Source organism: Pedobacter frigiditerrae (assembly GCF_004331645.1).
Classification (GTDB): domain Bacteria; phylum Bacteroidota; class Bacteroidia; order Sphingobacteriales; family Sphingobacteriaceae; genus Pedobacter; species Pedobacter frigiditerrae.
The window spans coordinates 25,011-40,454 of record NZ_SJSK01000010.1; the positions used below are offsets into that span (position 1 = coordinate 25,011).

Here is a 15,444-nt window from a genome sequence, read left to right on the forward strand (position 1 = left end):
GTTGTATGATGCTAAGCCAACTATGACGGGAAATCTCTGGCCAAGAGCCACTTTCTATGTTATATAAACCCCTGCCTGTCCGGCAGGCAGGCGATAAATGGCGGGACTGAAGTAGCGAGGTAATACTGAGACTGTTTTTCAACCGATAATGTTAATCTGCACTTGATTGTGTCTCATGCTGAGCGTAGTCGAGGCACTCCCAGTAAACTCTTCGACTAAGCTCTGAGTGACATTTAATTTTAGGAACAGAATTATTTAATTATCGATTTCAATTCTTTTCTATATTCAGACGCACTTTTGCCTGTAAACTCCTTAAACAACTTATTAAAATGACTGAAGTTATGAAAGCCACTTTCGTAACTGATGTTTGCAATACTGATGGGTTTTTCGGCTAAAAGTTTAGAAGCATGAACAATTCTATACTCATTTACAAACCTGGTAAATGTCTTTTTGGTAATCTTTTTAAAATACCTGCAAAAAGAAGGAACCGTCATGCTAGACATTTCTGCAATGTCTTCTAAGCTAATCTCTTCTAAAAAATGGTCTTTAACATAGTTAAAGACCATATTAATCCTGTCATTGTCTTGAACTTGCATTTCTAGCGAGAAATTCTGTGCATTTAACAAGGTATAGTCTGATGCTTGTTCAAGTTCTCGTAATACACTTAAGAGCGCAAGTAACTTCTCGAAAGACCATAAGCTATTCATTTTTTCTAAAGTAGGTCCAACAAGTTTCATCGTATCCTTGCCAAAGGCAATACCGTATTTAGCTTTTTCGAATAAGTTGGCAATACCTTTGGTCTCCTTAAGTGATAAAAAGTCGGCCCCTAAAAAATTGGGCTTCATTTGTATAACAACTTCATTTTTGTTGCCAGTGGTTTCATCCGTAAAGCCGCAATGAGGTAAATTGGTGCCTATTAATATCAAGTCGCCCTCAGTATAATAAGAAATATGACTCCCTATTTGGCGCTTGCCAGCCCCGCCATTTACAAATACCATTTCAATTTCTGGATGATAATGCCATAGGTGAGCCTTGTTGTTGGCATTCTCTACGTATTTAGAGTAAGAGAAAGAGCTTCCAAAAGAAGGCTCAACAATTTCGAAACTTGGGCGTATCTTTTTCATATTGCATACAAAATTACCCTAAAATTTATGGTCTATTGTTAATTTACTGTAAATAAACTATTCTACTGGGTAATTTTGCATAGATATAAGAGAATATGCCATAAAAATGCGGTTAGAATCGATAGTACATTTGTATATCACAAAATTGATAACCCTTTAAACAATATAATCATGAAAAATTTCTTAAAAATCGGATTGTTAGCAGGTATATTATTAACTTCTTCAGCTGTTTTTGCAAATGAAGATAACTTTTCATTGAAAGCTAACGCTAAAACAGAAAAATCTATAGTTTTTTTAATATCAGAAGCGCAAGATATTAATATCACAATTTACGGAACTAATGATGAGCTTTTATACGATCAAAAAATACACGCATCAAAGCCATCTACTAAAATCTATAATCTTGAAGAATTCCCTGATGGAAGCTATACTGTAAAATTAGAGAACGAAACAAAGTTAATTGAATACAAAGTAACTATAGAAAATGGTAAAACTGTAGTTTCTGAGCCCGCAACAATTGAGCTTTTCAAGCCTGTATTAACAAAAGACAAAGAAACCATTATACTTAACATGGAAAACACGCCAAACGGTGAAGTTGAGGTTAAGATCTTAAATGAATATAATGAAGAATTATATACTAAAGTTTTTGCAGCTAAAACTAAATTGGTTAAAAAGTTTAACGTAGATAAAACAGACGCAAAAGAATTAACATTTATTGTTAAATCTAAAAACCAAGAGTTTGTTAAAACTATTCAATTGAATTAATACTCGAAAAATTAACTGAAAGGGATTGTCTGATAAAGACAGTCCCTTTTTTTGTGCTTTAAATTTATTTTATCTATCCCATAATAATAGCCTTTGTAACTATTAGGGAGGTTTAAAAGTCTTAATAGAAAATAAACCTATTTAACAATGAGAAAATCCTTACTAATAACTGTTGTGTTGTTTGTGCTAGCTACTGGTGTTAAGGCGCAAATAGACACCATCAATGCCAAAAACAATAAATTGCAGCTGCAAAACTTAAAACTTGGCACGAGCGAATATTTAGTTTACATGACAGATTCACTTTTTACAAAAAGAACCATAGGTGATATTTGGCAAAGAACTACTTCAATTAAAATTTTTCAAAATAAACAAGCTGTAGAGTTTAAGTGGAATTGGATAAAAAATGATACTACACTTGCTACAATCATTAACATATGTGATGGTAAAACACTAGCGCCAATTTACCATTATGCGAATTATAAGGGTAGAGGTATTATTGCTTACGACTATCGAGATGGTTTTATGATCCCTTCAGACACCATTAAAAATAACATGGCTGTTAAAAAAGGTAAGGTAGAATTAACCATTCCAATTATAAGCTGGGAACAAGATTTAGAAACCTATGCTTTATTACCTATTAAAAAGGTAGGTCAAAAATTTGACATTTCTTTTTTTGATCCAAATGAGGCGAAACCAACTTACCACAGGTATGAAGTTGTAGGCAAGGAAGAATTAACGTTAAATAGTGAAGTGAAAGTTAAATGTTGGTTGCTTAAAATTAACTATACGTCAGATAGTTATGCCACTTTTTGGTTAACTGAGAAAAATAAGGAAGTAATTAAAATGCAAGAATACTTTAAAGGTAGGTATAGAATTAAGGTGAAACAGTATTAATATAGTCCGAAAGATGGGGTAGGTAAAAGCTTGCAACACTTGTTGATATGGGGGTATGTAAAATTGTTTCCAAGAACTGCAAATTTTGTTCTATAAACCACATCTAACAGAAATACTTTTACCAAGCCCCTTCAGGCGATTTAAGTGTAAAAAGATTGGAGTTGGGGCGGGAGAGGAATGCTGATTGCCAATACCCATCTTTTCCAAATCATTTATTTGCTAATCAATAGGTTATAAAAATTATCTTTCTGACTTTCAGGCATTCGGACTTTCCGACTTTTTTCACCTAACATTTTGATTTAAAGAATAATCTCACTACATTTGCAACCCGTTTTAACCGACGGGAATAAATATTAATCACTTTAAAAAACAATGATGAATCAGTACGAAACTGTTATCGTTCTTACCCCGTTGTTGTCAGAAGATGTTGCGAAAGAGGCTTTAGCCAAATACAAAAGCATTATTACTGATAGCGGAGCCGAAATTATCGCAGAAGATAATTGGGGTTTGAGAAAATTAGCGTATCCGATTGAAAAAAAAGCAAGCGGATTTTTCCACCTTACAGAATACAAAGCTGAAGGGGATTTAATTAACAAGTTAGAGTTAGAATTAAAACGCGACGAGCGTGTTTTACGTTTCTTAACTGTAAGATTAGATCGCCATGCGATTGCTTACAGCGAGAAAAAACGCAGCGGAGCTTTTAACAAAAAACCTAAGAAAGAGGAGGCTGGAGCATAATGGCAAAGGATCAAATACAATATGTTACCGCTCCAAAAGTGGACGATAACAGAAAAAAATACTGCCGTTTCAGAAAAAATGGTATTAAGTATATCGATTACAAAGACGCAAACTTCTTGTTAAAATTCATCAATGATCAAGGTAAGATTTTACCTCGCCGTTTAACTGGTACTTCATTGAAATTTCAACGTAAAGTGGCCCAAGCGGTTAAACGTGCACGTCACATCGGTTTGTTACCTTTCGTTACTGACCAATTAAAATAAGCGCAGAGAAATGGAAATTATTTTAAAGCAAGATATCAAATCACTAGGTGAGAAAGATGATATCGTTACGGTAAAACCAGGTTACGGTCGTAATTACTTAATCCCTCAAGGATTTGGTCAATTGGCTACACCGTCTGCTAAAAAAGTATTGGCAGAAAACTTAAAGCAAGCTGCTTTTAAACAAGATAAAATTAAGAAAGATGCAGAAGGTATCGCAACTCGTTTAGCTGATGTTAAATTGAGCATTGGTGCTAAAGCTGGCGAAACAGGTAAGATTTTTGGTGCTGTAAACACTATCATGATTGCTGATGCATTAAAAGCTCAAGGCTTTGATGTAGATCGTCGTCGTATTACTTTCGAAACTGAACCTAAAATGGTTGGCGAATACGTAGCTAACTTAAACTTACACAAAGAAGTGAAAGTTAAAGTTCCTTTCGAAGTAGTAGCTGAGTAAGATTATCTTATTAGATATAGAACCGCTTCCGATTTTCGGAAGCGGTTTTTTTATGTCTTTTAATTGCCGTCATTTCGAAACGGAATGCCTGCCTGTCCGGCAGGCAGGCAATGGAGTGAGAAATCTCTTAGTTTCTTAACCATTGAACGAGGTTGTGCGATAATGAAGTTAGAGGGGGGGATGGAATAAATATCTCAGTCGTTCCTCCTTCGATATGACGCTAAATTATTACTTCTCTACCATCCCTAACCAATCTTTAATTAATTGTTGTAATTGATTTGTGGTAGTAACCGTTAAATCGTCAATGGTAACGATCTTTCTCCCATCAGGATAATCTTTTCCTTTTAATGAGCTTGTTACCTTTGCACCAGTAGGGAAAACCAAGAGGATTTTTCCCCTATGGATATTACAAACCACAATATCCCTTTTATACTCTTTTGGATCAAACGGTTTCATTTCGCCAGTAAAGTAAAAACTCGGACTATTCCATTTTACTTGTTCTGCAATTTCGGGGTCGGTTGCTAAAATTAGCGCTCTGATAGTTTGTACAGTTGCCTTAACCTCATCACCTAGTTTGGTGATTAATTCATCAACCTGTTCGCTATCCGAAGGTTTAGATTTTGCCATTATTTCTTTTGATTGGAAGGAAGTACCTTAATTTCTATTTTCCTGAAATCAACAGGCTGACCTTCACTTTGTAAAGCAATGAAACCACTTTTTAATAGCTTTCCATCTATTTTAATCTTTGGGTCGTATCTATTGGCAACATCTCCGCCAATTTGAGGTTTCGAGTATTTTAATACGGTATCTCCATTAATAATGTGTGTAATTAGCGAATCTCCCAGTACAATTAGTTCTGCTTTAACCCACTGATCGCCATCATAGGTTTTTGAAGTAGAATTGATGCAATGATCTGCAGCTATTTTTCCATTGTAAACTACGTTTGTGCCGGGCGAGCACATATTGCCTGTTGGTCTAGGCTTGCCATCTCCTAAACCTGCTAAGAATTGCATTTCTATAGATATTGGCCAATCTTGTTCCTTAGGCATTGTTTTAGGGTCTTGTGAATGAAACATTATGCCACTGTTTAACAAGGTATAACTCGGTGCTCCTTTATGAAGTTTACCCACAAAACGATATTCTAATTTTAAGTGATAATAAGAGAATGGGGTTTTGTAATAAAGGTGCCCAAATTGGTCGTTAAAATCGCCATACTGGTCATACCTTACTTTAATTATGCCGTCTTCTACCCTAAAAGTATTACCAAAGTTTACATTGTAATCATGATGATGAATTTTTACGTTCCAATCTTTAATGTCCTTGCCATTAAATAAAGAAATCCACTCTTTTTTTTCATTTAAGACAGGTTTGGCAGCTAAAAAAATCAATAGAGCAACTAAGGCGAAACAGTAAGGTAAGGTTTTCATAAATGGTTATTTTTTGTCCAAATTAAAAATAAAATGTATCGAAACAAATAAGCTTGATTCCTTGGTTGGTGTCCTCACCAACCAAAAGAAGCCCAAATATTTTTAGCTTCTTCCTCAGCTATCTTGGTTAGCGGAAAGAAAAGGTCAATCCATCTTTATTCAATGCATCTTTAAGCCTTCCCATTGCATTTGGTCCCATTCCATGTAAAGCTGCAATTTCGTTTTCTGTAAATTTAGCCAGCTCTAACAAGGTTGATATATTTTTACTTGCCAAAGCTCTTCTTGCTGGTGCTGCTATTTCAGCAAGAAATCCTGATGAGGGTTTGTGTTCCTCCTCACAAATAGGGCAGGTGGGGCAATCACTAGATTTATGAAGTTGATGACCAGATGGACAAATTTTTAAAGGCATTACAAATGTTTATACAAACTTAATGCTTGCTGTTTAAATTTTTAGGGTTAAACGAGACAATAAAAAGGTCAATTAAGTTTTGCTTTACTAATCAACTGCTGTCTCCACCTGCTAATAAGTGACCAGTTTCGGTCGGTGAGACGCCGGCCGATAGTCTTTAAAATTACGATGTAAAGCCAAGATTTATTGTTTTTTTGAAATGAATTAAATCGTCAATCTAAAATCGTAATTCATTTTACATACCTTTGCCTTAATGGCCAAAAGAACTAGCAAAACAACTACCAAACCATCTTTATTTAAGCGCTTACTAATTATTTCGGGCAAAGTTGTGCTTTGGTTTATATTGTTCAGCGTAATTTGGGTATTGGCTTATCGTTTTATTAATCCACCGATTACCCCTTTAATGGTGCAACGAAACTGGGAACGTTCTGCAAAAGATTTACCGGCAAAAGCAGATCGCAAATGGGTTAAGTTTAAGGATATTTCAGATAACATGAAACGTGCTGCAGTATCCGCAGAAGACCAATTGTTTTTGCAACACATGGGTTTTGATATTAAAGCCATAGAAAAAGCTTATGCTGCAAATGAAAAGAAGAAAAATCAAAAAAAGAAAAAAGTAATAGGTGGAAGCACCATTTCACAGCAAACAGCTAAAAACGTATTTCTTTGGCCTGGCCGTTCGTATATTAGAAAGGGTTTTGAGGCCTATTTTACCTTGTTGATTGAATTACTGTGGAGCAAGGAGCGCATTCTGGAGGTTTACCTCAACGTAATAGAAATGGGCGATGGTATTTACGGGGCAGAAGCAGCTGCACAAGAATACTATGGTAAATCTTGTTCAAGTATGACTAAAAGTCAAGCCTCTTTATTAGCAGCGTGTTTCCCAAATCCTAGAAGATGGACTCCAAACAAACCAACAGCATACATTAGGCACAAGCAATATCTGATCATGAGAAACATGAGGAGATTGGGGCCACTTGATTTTTAGTCTTAAGTAATCTGTCAGTCTGAGCTTGTCGAAGACTTGGCGAATAAAAAAGATTTCCTTCGATAAACTCAGGATGACAATCTTTTTTATTCGTGATCCTTATTCCATCTTACCTTCATTCCGCCTTTACCATCGTCCATGGCCTTTAAGTGTAAAACGATGCCCTTCATCCTGGCAATTTTCTTTTCTTCCTTGTCCGTTATTCCTTCGTCTTTTTTAGGGTTTCTTAGCGGGATATCCATGGCAATGTCTGTTCCGGCACCTAAACCGTAAATGCCTTGCATGTTAAAGTTTAAAACACTGGTGTTCACCTGCATGGGGCTAATCAAAACCCTATCGCCATTTAAGGTAAAGGTGCCATCTAATTTATCAATGGTAATGTTAGAGAAGTCTCTATTGGCAAAAGCTAATTTTTGTACTTTTTGCAAAGGCTCAAAGTTTACTAAGGCAGCATTGCTCAAGTTAAAAATAACTTGTCCATACATTGCTCTTTTAACAATTTCTCCCTTATCAGTCATACTGCCAGATGCATTTACCTTGGCCGATAAATAACCCTTTAAATTCTGATTGGTAATGGAGGTTTGGCCGAAATTATCAAATGCATAGAAGAATTCTTTTACATTTACCTTGCTAATAACAGAGTTGATGGTAAACTTATTAATAGCGCCAAGCTGTTTAACATTACCTGTTAAGTTTAGGTTTCCTCCGGCGTGGCTCACGTTTATTTTATTAAAGTAAATCCCATCATTTAATAAAGAAACATTGGCGCTTAAGTTATTAGCCACAAAACGCTTGTAAATGGCCTTGTTTACATTTAACTGAATTTGAACCTTAGCTGCCTCTAAAACTGCACTCAGTTGATCCGAGACTTCCTTAACTGCATTTTTAGAAGCGGGTTTTCTTTTAACAGTTTTCCGTTGCCCCAAAAACGACATGAATTCCCCTAGGTTCAACTGAGGACTATTCATGTTTAATTTAACTAGAATTTTCTCGGGATTGGTATAATAGAAATTAAGGAAGTTTTGAATAGAGCAACTCATGTTTAACACACTTTTGCCAAGCTGAAACCTGCTTCCGGTAATGTTTAAATCCTTTTGGTTAAAATTTAAAGTCAAAGAGCTATTTACCAAAGTCAAATTACGAGGTATGTAGGTGATGTCTGCATTCTTAATATCTACAAACCCAGTTAAGGTAGGTTTGGTAAAAGTGAAGTTATCTATATCAGCCTTGCAGTATAAACGAACATCGGCTGTACCATTCTTAAAATTGAAGGTTTCTCCACCAATAGAGCTATTTAGTTTTTCTAAGGGAAATTGAGAAGTGATAAAACCTGTTGCAATAGGCCTTGCTAAATTACTCACCAAAAATGTATCAACCTTAATAGGAGCATTATAATAATCGGCAGTTAACCCGTAAAATTTAATGGCAGAGTTTTCATCGCCTATCGGATGTGCAACCGTATCCTTATTGGTAAAAGTGCCAGTGAAATTACAATTGGTTAATTGTCCCGATGGAATGGTTACTATATTATCTTTTACATTCATCCTCACATTAATTAACGGGTCTTTGCCAGTTTTACTGCCATCGTCAATAATATGCCCTATGATATCAATGGGCTTATCAATGGCAAATTTTAACAGCTTTGAAGAAATATTTGGGGAAAGTAATAGCGCAATGTTTTTGTATAAAATCTGGTCGGCCCTAATGTCTATCGCAAAAGCCGATTCGTTTTTTGCCAAATCTATCTTGGCGCCAATAATAAATTCATCTCCACCAATAATAAGCTTTTCTGGGTCAATGGTTACCACTTTCTTTTCACTATTGTAATGCGCAATTAAAGTTCCTGCTAAGGTTTTGTCTTTAATAAAACTTCCTTTTCTGGTATTAAATGCAAAACTGTTAACCATTGTTTTAAGTTTCAATTTCCCGTTCCAGCCAGAATCTGGATAGTCGATTTTGCCGTTCACTTCCTCAATCTGAAAGTTAAATAGCTTAAATCGCTTCTGGTTATCAATTATTAGTTTTACGTTGTTAAAATCTACGTGTTTAATTTCAAATGCTGTTTGATCTGCCTTTGACTTTGGTGTGCCAGTTGCCCTAGGCTTAAACATACTTGTATTGGTATAACCAGTAGTGTCGGTATAGATATAAACACCAGCATTATTGATCCCGATTTTATTGATTTTAATGTTTCCCGCAATCAGCGAAAAAATGTTAAGTGAAACATCTATATCAGCTGCATTTAGTAAATCGTGTTTATGTTGTGCCCACAAGCTATCTCTTAATTGCACTTTTTTTAATGAAACAGATACTCCAGGAAATCCTTTAAGTAAAGTAGTTTCCATACCACCAACCTCAATTTTGCCATTTACGTTGGCGTTAAGCTGATTAAGAATAGTGTTTAATATCGCCTTGTTATTATGGTTGATATAATAGGCCGCACCCAACCATACAATTATGATGAGCACAAAAAGAGAAGCTAGAACTTTAAGGGAGATTTTGAGCCAGCGAGCCATAAATTAATTTAGATGTTATATTAAAGATAACAAAAAAATGGCTTTAATGTTTTTATCGGTTCATTGGTTCGTCAGTTCATTTGGGCCGATTCAAAAATGTATAAACTAGTTAAGATTTTGAAAAGCAAGGGCAGTAGTTTCTGGGTGAGGAAATCCCTGCTATTCGTTTCAATCTTTTGTCCTTCGACTACGCTCAGGATGACAAAAGGATTTACACTACTATCAGGTTTAACTTACGCAGGTTTGTGCTACTATGAGGGGTTTTCCTTGCACGGTCTCCTATTCAATAGCCCTGATTGCAGCGAACACGAAGCGTAGCGAAGTAAAGCGGGAAGCAGGAATTACATTAATAGTAGCAGAATTATTGCGCTTCAAATCTTATAAAATCTTTTGTGATTATAAGTCTCCTTTAGAGCCTGCTCCGATTTTAGTCTGAGGAATTTAGGGGTTAAGCGCTCAACTGCTCGGCGAAAATATTTTTATGCCAACTGTTTTCTAATTCAACTTCCCATTTGTCTTCAAACTCTGCCAGTGTTTGCACCAAGTTGTTAAAAACAATGGTCTGTGGGCCTATTTGTTTAATGGAAATTAAAGTCTCAAAATCTTCCTTGCCTGCTACATGTACTTTATCATCGATTTTATAAGCCATGTTAAAACGGTTGAATAAATCAACACCATAAGCGTTTTCGATTTCCTTGATTACCCTTACAGAAGAGTCGATAGAACAACCAGTTGCCGAGGCGGCATCTTGGTCTACGGTTAAAACAATAAAAAAGTTATAAGGGATTTCTGCCTTGGCTTTTAATTGATGGCCATGAGCTGTCCACTGTGCTGTAAAAGCATCCAATTTTTGCTGTATTTCGGCAGCTTCTGTTGGGGTAAACTGACGGCTACTTTGGTAGATCCAAACTTTAGATTGTGGAGAAAAAATCATATTTCAAATTTATCATTTATTTAATTTACTTTCACTAAAACGTTTCCTCTAATGAAAAAGTTTACATTGAGCTTAAAAAGGTGTGTTTTCTTTTCTGTTTGCCTAGGTTTTTTGGTTTTATCTGGCTTTGATTTGCCAGAAGAACAGACCTTTTTTATACAAAGTTTCCTGACCAAATACTACGATAATGATGCCCAAATGAAAGACATTAAACGTTATGAAATTAATGTTACTAACACTGGTTTTTGTCGTTACCGCAAGGTTTTTAACAATGGAAAAGAAGAGTATTTTGCCTTCAACTTATCGAGGTTTAAAAGTATGGATTATTACGGCACAACAACCAAGGGTGATTTATACTTGCGGACCAAAAAAGACGATGTAATTGTACAAACCAGAAACGATAGGAGCGGAGAAATTGACTCAATGGGAACTTATGTAGTTATCCCGCTAAAAAATATTGATGTACAACAGTTAAATGAATTAGCCGATCGCTTTAAACGAGTTAACGAAAGTTTGTTGGCGAGTAACCGTTGAGCGTTGTTCGTTTGCCGTTGTTCGTTGACCGTTGTTCGTTAATAAACGACAAACGTCAAACGATCCCCACTCCGTCATATCGAACGCAGCGCAGCGAGGAGATATCTGGTTCCCAAAAACCACTACCTTTATTCTCCCACAAGGCTGTTCAGTGCTCAATAAACTTAGAGACTTCTACCCAGTGAAGGTTTGAGTTTGAAGCGATGGTTAGGGCAGTGCTTAAGTGGGTTAGAGACTTCTACCCAGTGAAGGTTTGAGTTCGAAGCGATGGTTAGGGCAGTGCTTAAGTGGGTTAGAGACTTCTCCCCAATGAAGTATTGGGTTCGAAGTGACGGTTAGGGTGGGGTCAGTGCATAATGAAAGTCTTTTCTAGGTCAAAAATTAAACGGTAACGAAATATTAGCCTCTTAATTAGTAATGAAGGGTATATTTGTGCCCAATATGAATGAGAATTTAGCAAAGCTTCAAAAAGCAATAGAACCTTTAAGACAAGAAATTATAAACCATAAAGTTTATGCAGCAATTAAGGAAATAGACGACCTTAAAATCTTTATGCAATATCATGTTTTTGCAGTTTGGGATTTCATGTCATTATTAAAGTCATTGCAAATTAATTTAACCTGTACTTCTATTCCTTGGTTTCCAAAAGGAGATGCAAACACACGATATTTAATTAATGAAATTGTGGCTGGTGAAGAATCTGATGTTGACAGCAATGGAATTAGAAAGAGTCATTTTGAACTCTATCTTGATGCCATGAAACAATGTGGTGCAGCTACAAAACAAATAGAAATTTTTATTGAGAGTTTGAAAGAAAATGGTGAATTGTCTTTAGCGTTTGATGCAGCTGCTGTTCAACCTAAAGCAAGGGAATTTGTTGAATACACCTTTGAAACAATCAATAGCAATAGGGATTATCTCCAATCTGCTGTTTTTACTTTTGGTAGGGAAGACCTTATCCCGAACATGTTCATTTCAATTGTGAATGATATTCACCAAAACTTTCCAGAGAGCATTTCAGAATTCAAATACTACTTAGAAAGACACATTGAAGTAGATGGCGATCATCATAGTCACCTAGCATTAGAAATGACCGCAAATCTATGTGGCAATGATGAACAGAAATGGTTAGCCGCTGAAAAAGCAACGATACAATCTCTTCAAAAACGCATCAACTTATGGGACGGTGTTTTAGAAGAAATTATGGAGAGGAAATTGACGGAAGTTTAGGTTTCTTTTATAACTAACGGAGCGAAGTCTTTCCCATTCCCGTCATATCGAAGGAGGAACGACTGAGATATCTCTTTCCTAACAACCACTGTCTTTATTCTCGCACAAGCTTCTTCAGTGCTTAAGTAACTTAGAGACTTCTCCCCAATGAAGAATTGGGTTCGATTGACGCGATCCCCGTTCCCGTCATATCGAAGGAGGAACGACTGAGATATCTCTTTCCTAACAACCACCGTCTTTATTCTCGCACAAGCTTCTTCAGTGCTTAAGTAACTTAGAGACTTCTCCCCAATGAAGGATTGAGTTCGAAGTGATGGTCAGGGCAGTGCTCAAGAGGGTTAGAGACTTCTCAATCGCGAAGAGCTCATTTCGATTGACGCGATCCCCGTTCCCGTCATATCGAACGCAGCGCAGCGAGAGCTTGTCCCGAATCTTCGGGAAGATAGCTCTTTCCTTTAAACCACTTTCTTCATTCTCGCACAAGCTTCTTCAGTGCTTAAGTAACTTAGAGACTTCTCCCCAATGAAGAATTGGGTTCGATTGACGATCCCCCTCTCCGTCTTATCGAACGCAGCGCAGCGAGAGCTTGTCCCGAATCTTCGGGAAGATATCTCTTTCCTTTAAACCACTACCTTTTTTCTCGCACAAGCTTGTTCAGTGCTCAAGAGGTATAGAGACTTCTCAATCGCGAAGAGCTCATTTCGAAGTGACGGGTAGGGTTGGGGCAGTGCTCAAGAGGCTTAAAGAATCTCCTCAATGAAGAATTGAGTTCGATTGACGTAGATGGAATCTTACAATCCATTCGCTCTCGCCGTAATCTCAGCGATATCCAATACTTTCACTTCCTGATCTTTATCCTTTAATTTAACCCCATCACTTAACATCGTCATACAAAACGGACAACCGGCGGCAATTACTTGCGGCTCGGTTGCTAAAGCTTCTTCAATTCTTTCGATGTTAATGTCTTTAGTGCCTTTTTCTGGTTCCTTAAACATTTGTGCACCACCGGCGCCACAGCAAAGTCCATTGCTTTTGCAACGTTTCATTTCTACCAATTGTGCATCTAAAACTTCTAATGCCTTTCTAGGAGCTTCATAAACCCCATTACCTCTGCCTAAATAACAAGGGTCATGGAAAGTGATTTTTTTGCCTTTAAAGCTTTCGCCGCCTTCGGCTTTTAACTTGCCTTCGTTAATTAAATCTTGGATAAGCTGTGTATGGTGTATCACCTCATAAGAACCACCAAGGCCTGGATATTCATTTTTAATGGTATTGAAACAATGCGGACAACCAGTTACGATTTTTTTGATGTTGTAACCGTTCAATACTTCAATATTAGTCATTGCTTGCATCTGGAATAGAAATTCGTTCCCAGCTCTTTTAGCAGGATCTCCAGTACAACTTTCTTCGGTTCCCAACACCGCATATTTAATACCTACATGATGTAAAATCTTGCAAATATCACGCGTAATTTTCTGTGCCCTTTCATCATAGCTTCCAGCACATCCTACCCAGAATAATATTTCAGGCTCTTCGCCCATGGCCATTAATTGGGCCATTGTTGGTACTTTGAATTCCATTTTTAAGTATTTAGTATATAGTACTTAGTATTTAGACCAAGCTTACTTAATTTTTGCTCTTTGTTTCCGACTTTCGGACTTCTTTTCTTCTGCTCCTTTATCTTCCTGACTTTCGGTCTTTCCGACTTTCGGACTCTCTTTTAACTCTGCTCTGCCCAATTCAACCTATCTGCCGGAGAATATTTCCAAGGGGCGCCATTATTCTCAACATTGCCCAACATCGCATTGATGCTTCCTGGTGCAACAGATTCTTCCATCACTGCATATCTTCTTAAATCTACAATGATAGCAAGTGGATCTATATTAATCGGACAAGCTTCTGTACAGGCATTACAGCTTGTACAAGCCCAAATTTCTTCACGAGTGATATAATCATCTAATAAAGCTTTCCCGTCTTGGTGATCGGCTCCATGTTTGTCTATGTTTTTACCAACTTCCTCAAGGCGGTCGCGGGTATCCATCATGATTTTGCGGGGCGATAATAATTTTCCCGTTAGGTTAGCCGGACAAACAGAAGTACACCTGCCACACTCTGTGCAAGTATAGGCGTTCATTAAATTAATCCAACTTAAGTCATTTACGTCTTTAGCTCCAAACTTTCCAGGCGCAGTTTCTGCAGGCACAAATGATGGATCGAGCATGGCCTTAACCTCATTGGTTACACTCGCCATATTGGTAAATTCGCCCTTTGGCTCCAGATTTGAAAAATAGGTGTTTGGAAAGGCAAATAAGATATGGAAGTGTTTAGAGTAGGGTAGGTAGTTTAAAAATGCAAATATGCCGATGATGTGAAACCACCAACAAGCTCTTTCTATCATGACTAAACTGGCAGCGCTGCTAGGCAATAAGCCTTGCAGGTAAGCACTTACCGGAAATGCACCAGCGCTAATGTAATGGCCTTCGTTTAAAGCTTGTAGTTTAGAATCAGCTGCGTTCATTAATAAAAATGCCGACATTAATAAGATTTCAGTGATTAAGATGTAATTCGCATCAGACTTTGGCCAGGCTTTCATCTCTACGCCACTAAAGCGTTTCAACTTTAAAACATTTCTGCGGATTAAGAAAATAACACAAGCTAACCAAACACCTAAAGCTAAAAACTCAAATGAACCGATCAGGAAATCATAAAAGCCACCTAAGCCAGCAAAAACTCGATGCGTACCAAAAATACCATCGATCATGATCTCTAATACTTCTAGGTTAATGATCACAAAGCCCAGGTAAACCACTAAGTGTAGTAAAAAAGGGATTGGTCTAACCGCCATTTTGGTTTGCCCAAAGGCAACCTTAAGCATGGTCATGAATCTTTTTGCAGGTTGATCATTACGGTTAGCTGGCCTACCGATCTTGATATTACGAATAACTTTACGAGCATTAAAGCTAAATAAGCCAATTCCTGCTAGGGTAACAAGGATAAAGATAATTTGTGATGCCATTTTATTTGCAATGATGTAGCTAAGTTAAAAGATTTAATCTTAAAATATATTACTATGCATGCATAAAATTAAAATTTAGAATAGATATGAATAAAATGCATTTTTTTTGAGTTTGTAAATTGCTGATTTATAGAGGAACTCTGCCTTTAATT

16 protein-coding genes are annotated in these 15,444 nt (G+C 36.8%); 8 read left to right on the top strand and 8 right to left on the bottom strand.

All coding sequences use genetic code 11. From position 1 onward, the window contains the following. Positions 1 to 251: 251 nt before the first annotated feature. The gene (locus EZ428_RS23640) at positions 252 to 1,124 is read right to left on the bottom strand and encodes an AraC family transcriptional regulator (protein ID WP_131555818.1); all 873 of its coding nucleotides are present in this window, start codon (positions 1,122 to 1,124) and stop codon (positions 252 to 254) included. Positions 1,125 to 1,295: 171 nt separating this feature from the next. Here EZ428_RS23640 and EZ428_RS23645 point away from each other — a divergent pair, with 171 nt between their 5' ends. The 5 genes from EZ428_RS23645 (at position 1,296) to rplI (ending at position 4,238) form a co-directional block, all read left to right on the top strand. Continuing rightward, on the top strand, positions 1,296 to 1,889 hold the full coding sequence (locus EZ428_RS23645; RefSeq protein WP_131555819.1) for a hypothetical protein: 594 nt from the start codon (positions 1,296 to 1,298) through the stop codon (positions 1,887 to 1,889). A gap of 147 nt (positions 1,890 to 2,036) precedes the next feature. Next, a complete protein-coding gene (locus EZ428_RS23650) occupies positions 2,037 to 2,783 on the top strand; it encodes a DUF3108 domain-containing protein (protein ID WP_131555820.1) in 747 nt (248 codons plus the stop codon). Between the two features lie 375 nt (positions 2,784 to 3,158). After that, positions 3,159 to 3,521 (top strand): 30S ribosomal protein S6, encoded by a 363-nt coding sequence (gene rpsF / locus EZ428_RS23655; RefSeq protein ID WP_131555852.1) that lies wholly within the window; start codon positions 3,159 to 3,161, stop codon positions 3,519 to 3,521. Beyond that, a complete protein-coding gene (rpsR, locus tag EZ428_RS23660; RefSeq protein ID WP_055132310.1) occupies positions 3,521 to 3,784 on the top strand; it encodes a 30S ribosomal protein S18 in 264 nt (87 codons plus the stop codon). The genes rpsF and rpsR overlap by 1 nt, the downstream gene beginning before the upstream one ends. Before the next feature lie 10 nt (positions 3,785 to 3,794). After that, positions 3,795 to 4,238, top strand: coding sequence for a 50S ribosomal protein L9 (gene rplI, locus EZ428_RS23665; protein WP_131555821.1), 444 nt, complete (start codon positions 3,795 to 3,797; stop codon positions 4,236 to 4,238). Positions 4,239 to 4,466: 228 nt separating this feature from the next. On the opposite strand, the gene EZ428_RS23670 is transcribed toward rplI, so the two are convergent. The 3 genes from EZ428_RS23670 to EZ428_RS23680 all read right to left on the bottom strand — a co-directional run bounded on the left by EZ428_RS23670 (position 4,467) and on the right by EZ428_RS23680 (position 6,074). Then, a complete protein-coding gene (locus EZ428_RS23670; protein ID WP_131555822.1) occupies positions 4,467 to 4,865 on the bottom strand; it encodes a DUF1801 domain-containing protein in 399 nt (132 codons plus the stop codon). Further along, entirely contained in the window at positions 4,865 to 5,665 is an 801-nt protein-coding gene (locus EZ428_RS23675) for a 3-keto-disaccharide hydrolase (RefSeq protein WP_131555823.1), read from the bottom strand. The genes EZ428_RS23670 and EZ428_RS23675 overlap by 1 nt, the downstream gene beginning before the upstream one ends. Positions 5,666 to 5,792: 127 nt before the next feature. Continuing rightward, positions 5,793 to 6,074 (bottom strand): helix-hairpin-helix domain-containing protein, encoded by a 282-nt coding sequence (locus EZ428_RS23680; RefSeq protein ID WP_131555824.1) that lies wholly within the window; start codon positions 6,072 to 6,074, stop codon positions 5,793 to 5,795. Positions 6,075 to 6,327: 253 nt separating this feature from the next. Here EZ428_RS23680 and mtgA point away from each other — a divergent pair, with 253 nt between their 5' ends. Then, the gene (gene mtgA, locus EZ428_RS23685; protein ID WP_131555825.1) at positions 6,328 to 7,062 is read left to right on the top strand and encodes a monofunctional biosynthetic peptidoglycan transglycosylase; all 735 of its coding nucleotides are present in this window, start codon (positions 6,328 to 6,330) and stop codon (positions 7,060 to 7,062) included. 86 nt (positions 7,063 to 7,148) lie between these two features. On the opposite strand, the gene EZ428_RS23690 is transcribed toward mtgA, so the two are convergent. After that, positions 7,149 to 9,578 carry an AsmA family protein gene (locus EZ428_RS23690; protein ID WP_131555826.1) on the bottom strand — a complete coding sequence of 810 codons (2,430 nt, stop codon included), beginning with the start codon at positions 9,576 to 9,578 and terminating at the stop codon, positions 7,149 to 7,151. A 448-nt stretch (positions 9,579 to 10,026) separates the two neighbouring features. Then, on the bottom strand, positions 10,027 to 10,512 hold the full coding sequence (locus EZ428_RS23695; RefSeq protein WP_131555827.1) for an ABC transporter ATPase: 486 nt from the start codon (positions 10,510 to 10,512) through the stop codon (positions 10,027 to 10,029). A gap of 51 nt (positions 10,513 to 10,563) precedes the next feature. Here EZ428_RS23695 and EZ428_RS23700 point away from each other — a divergent pair, with 51 nt between their 5' ends. Continuing rightward, positions 10,564 to 11,046, top strand: coding sequence for a hypothetical protein (locus EZ428_RS23700; protein WP_131555828.1), 483 nt, complete (start codon positions 10,564 to 10,566; stop codon positions 11,044 to 11,046). A gap of 441 nt (positions 11,047 to 11,487) precedes the next feature. Next, positions 11,488 to 12,276, top strand: a complete 789-nt coding sequence (locus EZ428_RS23705) for a DUF3050 domain-containing protein (protein WP_131555829.1) — start codon at positions 11,488 to 11,490, stop codon at positions 12,274 to 12,276. 791 nt (positions 12,277 to 13,067) lie between these two features. Here the strand turns inward: EZ428_RS23705 and EZ428_RS23710 are convergent. Together EZ428_RS23710 and EZ428_RS23715 are read right to left on the bottom strand one after the other, a co-directional pair. Next, on the bottom strand, positions 13,068 to 13,856 hold the full coding sequence (locus EZ428_RS23710) for a (Fe-S)-binding protein (RefSeq protein WP_131555830.1): 789 nt from the start codon (positions 13,854 to 13,856) through the stop codon (positions 13,068 to 13,070). 140 nt (positions 13,857 to 13,996) lie between these two features. Beyond that, positions 13,997 to 15,292 carry a (Fe-S)-binding protein gene (locus EZ428_RS23715; RefSeq protein ID WP_131555831.1) on the bottom strand — a complete coding sequence of 432 codons (1,296 nt, stop codon included), beginning with the start codon at positions 15,290 to 15,292 and terminating at the stop codon, positions 13,997 to 13,999. Between the last annotated feature and the right edge of the window lie 152 nt (positions 15,293 to 15,444).

What these genes read in the sequence shown, in the direction of transcription:
- mtgA (WP_131555825.1), top strand. Translation starts at nt 6,328, where the DNA reads ATGGCCAAAAGAACTAGCAAAACAACTACCAAACCATCTTTATTTAAG.
- EZ428_RS23675 (WP_131555823.1), bottom strand. Translation starts at nt 5,665, where the DNA reads ATGAAAACCTTACCTTACTGTTTCGCCTTAGTTGCTCTATTGATTTTT.
- EZ428_RS23680 (WP_131555824.1), bottom strand. Translation starts at nt 6,074, where the DNA reads ATGCCTTTAAAAATTTGTCCATCTGGTCATCAACTTCATAAATCTAGT.
- rplI (WP_131555821.1), top strand. Translation starts at nt 3,795, where the DNA reads ATGGAAATTATTTTAAAGCAAGATATCAAATCACTAGGTGAGAAAGAT.
- EZ428_RS23640 (WP_131555818.1), bottom strand. Translation starts at nt 1,124, where the DNA reads ATGAAAAAGATACGCCCAAGTTTCGAAATTGTTGAGCCTTCTTTTGGA.
- EZ428_RS23705 (WP_131555829.1), top strand. Translation starts at nt 11,488, where the DNA reads ATGAATGAGAATTTAGCAAAGCTTCAAAAAGCAATAGAACCTTTAAGA.
- EZ428_RS23710 (WP_131555830.1), bottom strand. Translation starts at nt 13,856, where the DNA reads ATGGAATTCAAAGTACCAACAATGGCCCAATTAATGGCCATGGGCGAA.
- rpsR (WP_055132310.1), top strand. Translation starts at nt 3,521, where the DNA reads ATGGCAAAGGATCAAATACAATATGTTACCGCTCCAAAAGTGGACGAT.
- rpsF (WP_131555852.1), top strand. Translation starts at nt 3,159, where the DNA reads ATGAATCAGTACGAAACTGTTATCGTTCTTACCCCGTTGTTGTCAGAA.
- EZ428_RS23670 (WP_131555822.1), bottom strand. Translation starts at nt 4,865, where the DNA reads ATGGCAAAATCTAAACCTTCGGATAGCGAACAGGTTGATGAATTAATC.
- EZ428_RS23650 (WP_131555820.1), top strand. Translation starts at nt 2,037, where the DNA reads ATGAGAAAATCCTTACTAATAACTGTTGTGTTGTTTGTGCTAGCTACT.
- EZ428_RS23700 (WP_131555828.1), top strand. Translation starts at nt 10,564, where the DNA reads ATGAAAAAGTTTACATTGAGCTTAAAAAGGTGTGTTTTCTTTTCTGTT.
- EZ428_RS23715 (WP_131555831.1), bottom strand. Translation starts at nt 15,292, where the DNA reads ATGGCATCACAAATTATCTTTATCCTTGTTACCCTAGCAGGAATTGGC.
- EZ428_RS23695 (WP_131555827.1), bottom strand. Translation starts at nt 10,512, where the DNA reads ATGATTTTTTCTCCACAATCTAAAGTTTGGATCTACCAAAGTAGCCGT.
- EZ428_RS23645 (WP_131555819.1), top strand. Translation starts at nt 1,296, where the DNA reads ATGAAAAATTTCTTAAAAATCGGATTGTTAGCAGGTATATTATTAACT.
- EZ428_RS23690 (WP_131555826.1), bottom strand. Translation starts at nt 9,578, where the DNA reads ATGGCTCGCTGGCTCAAAATCTCCCTTAAAGTTCTAGCTTCTCTTTTT.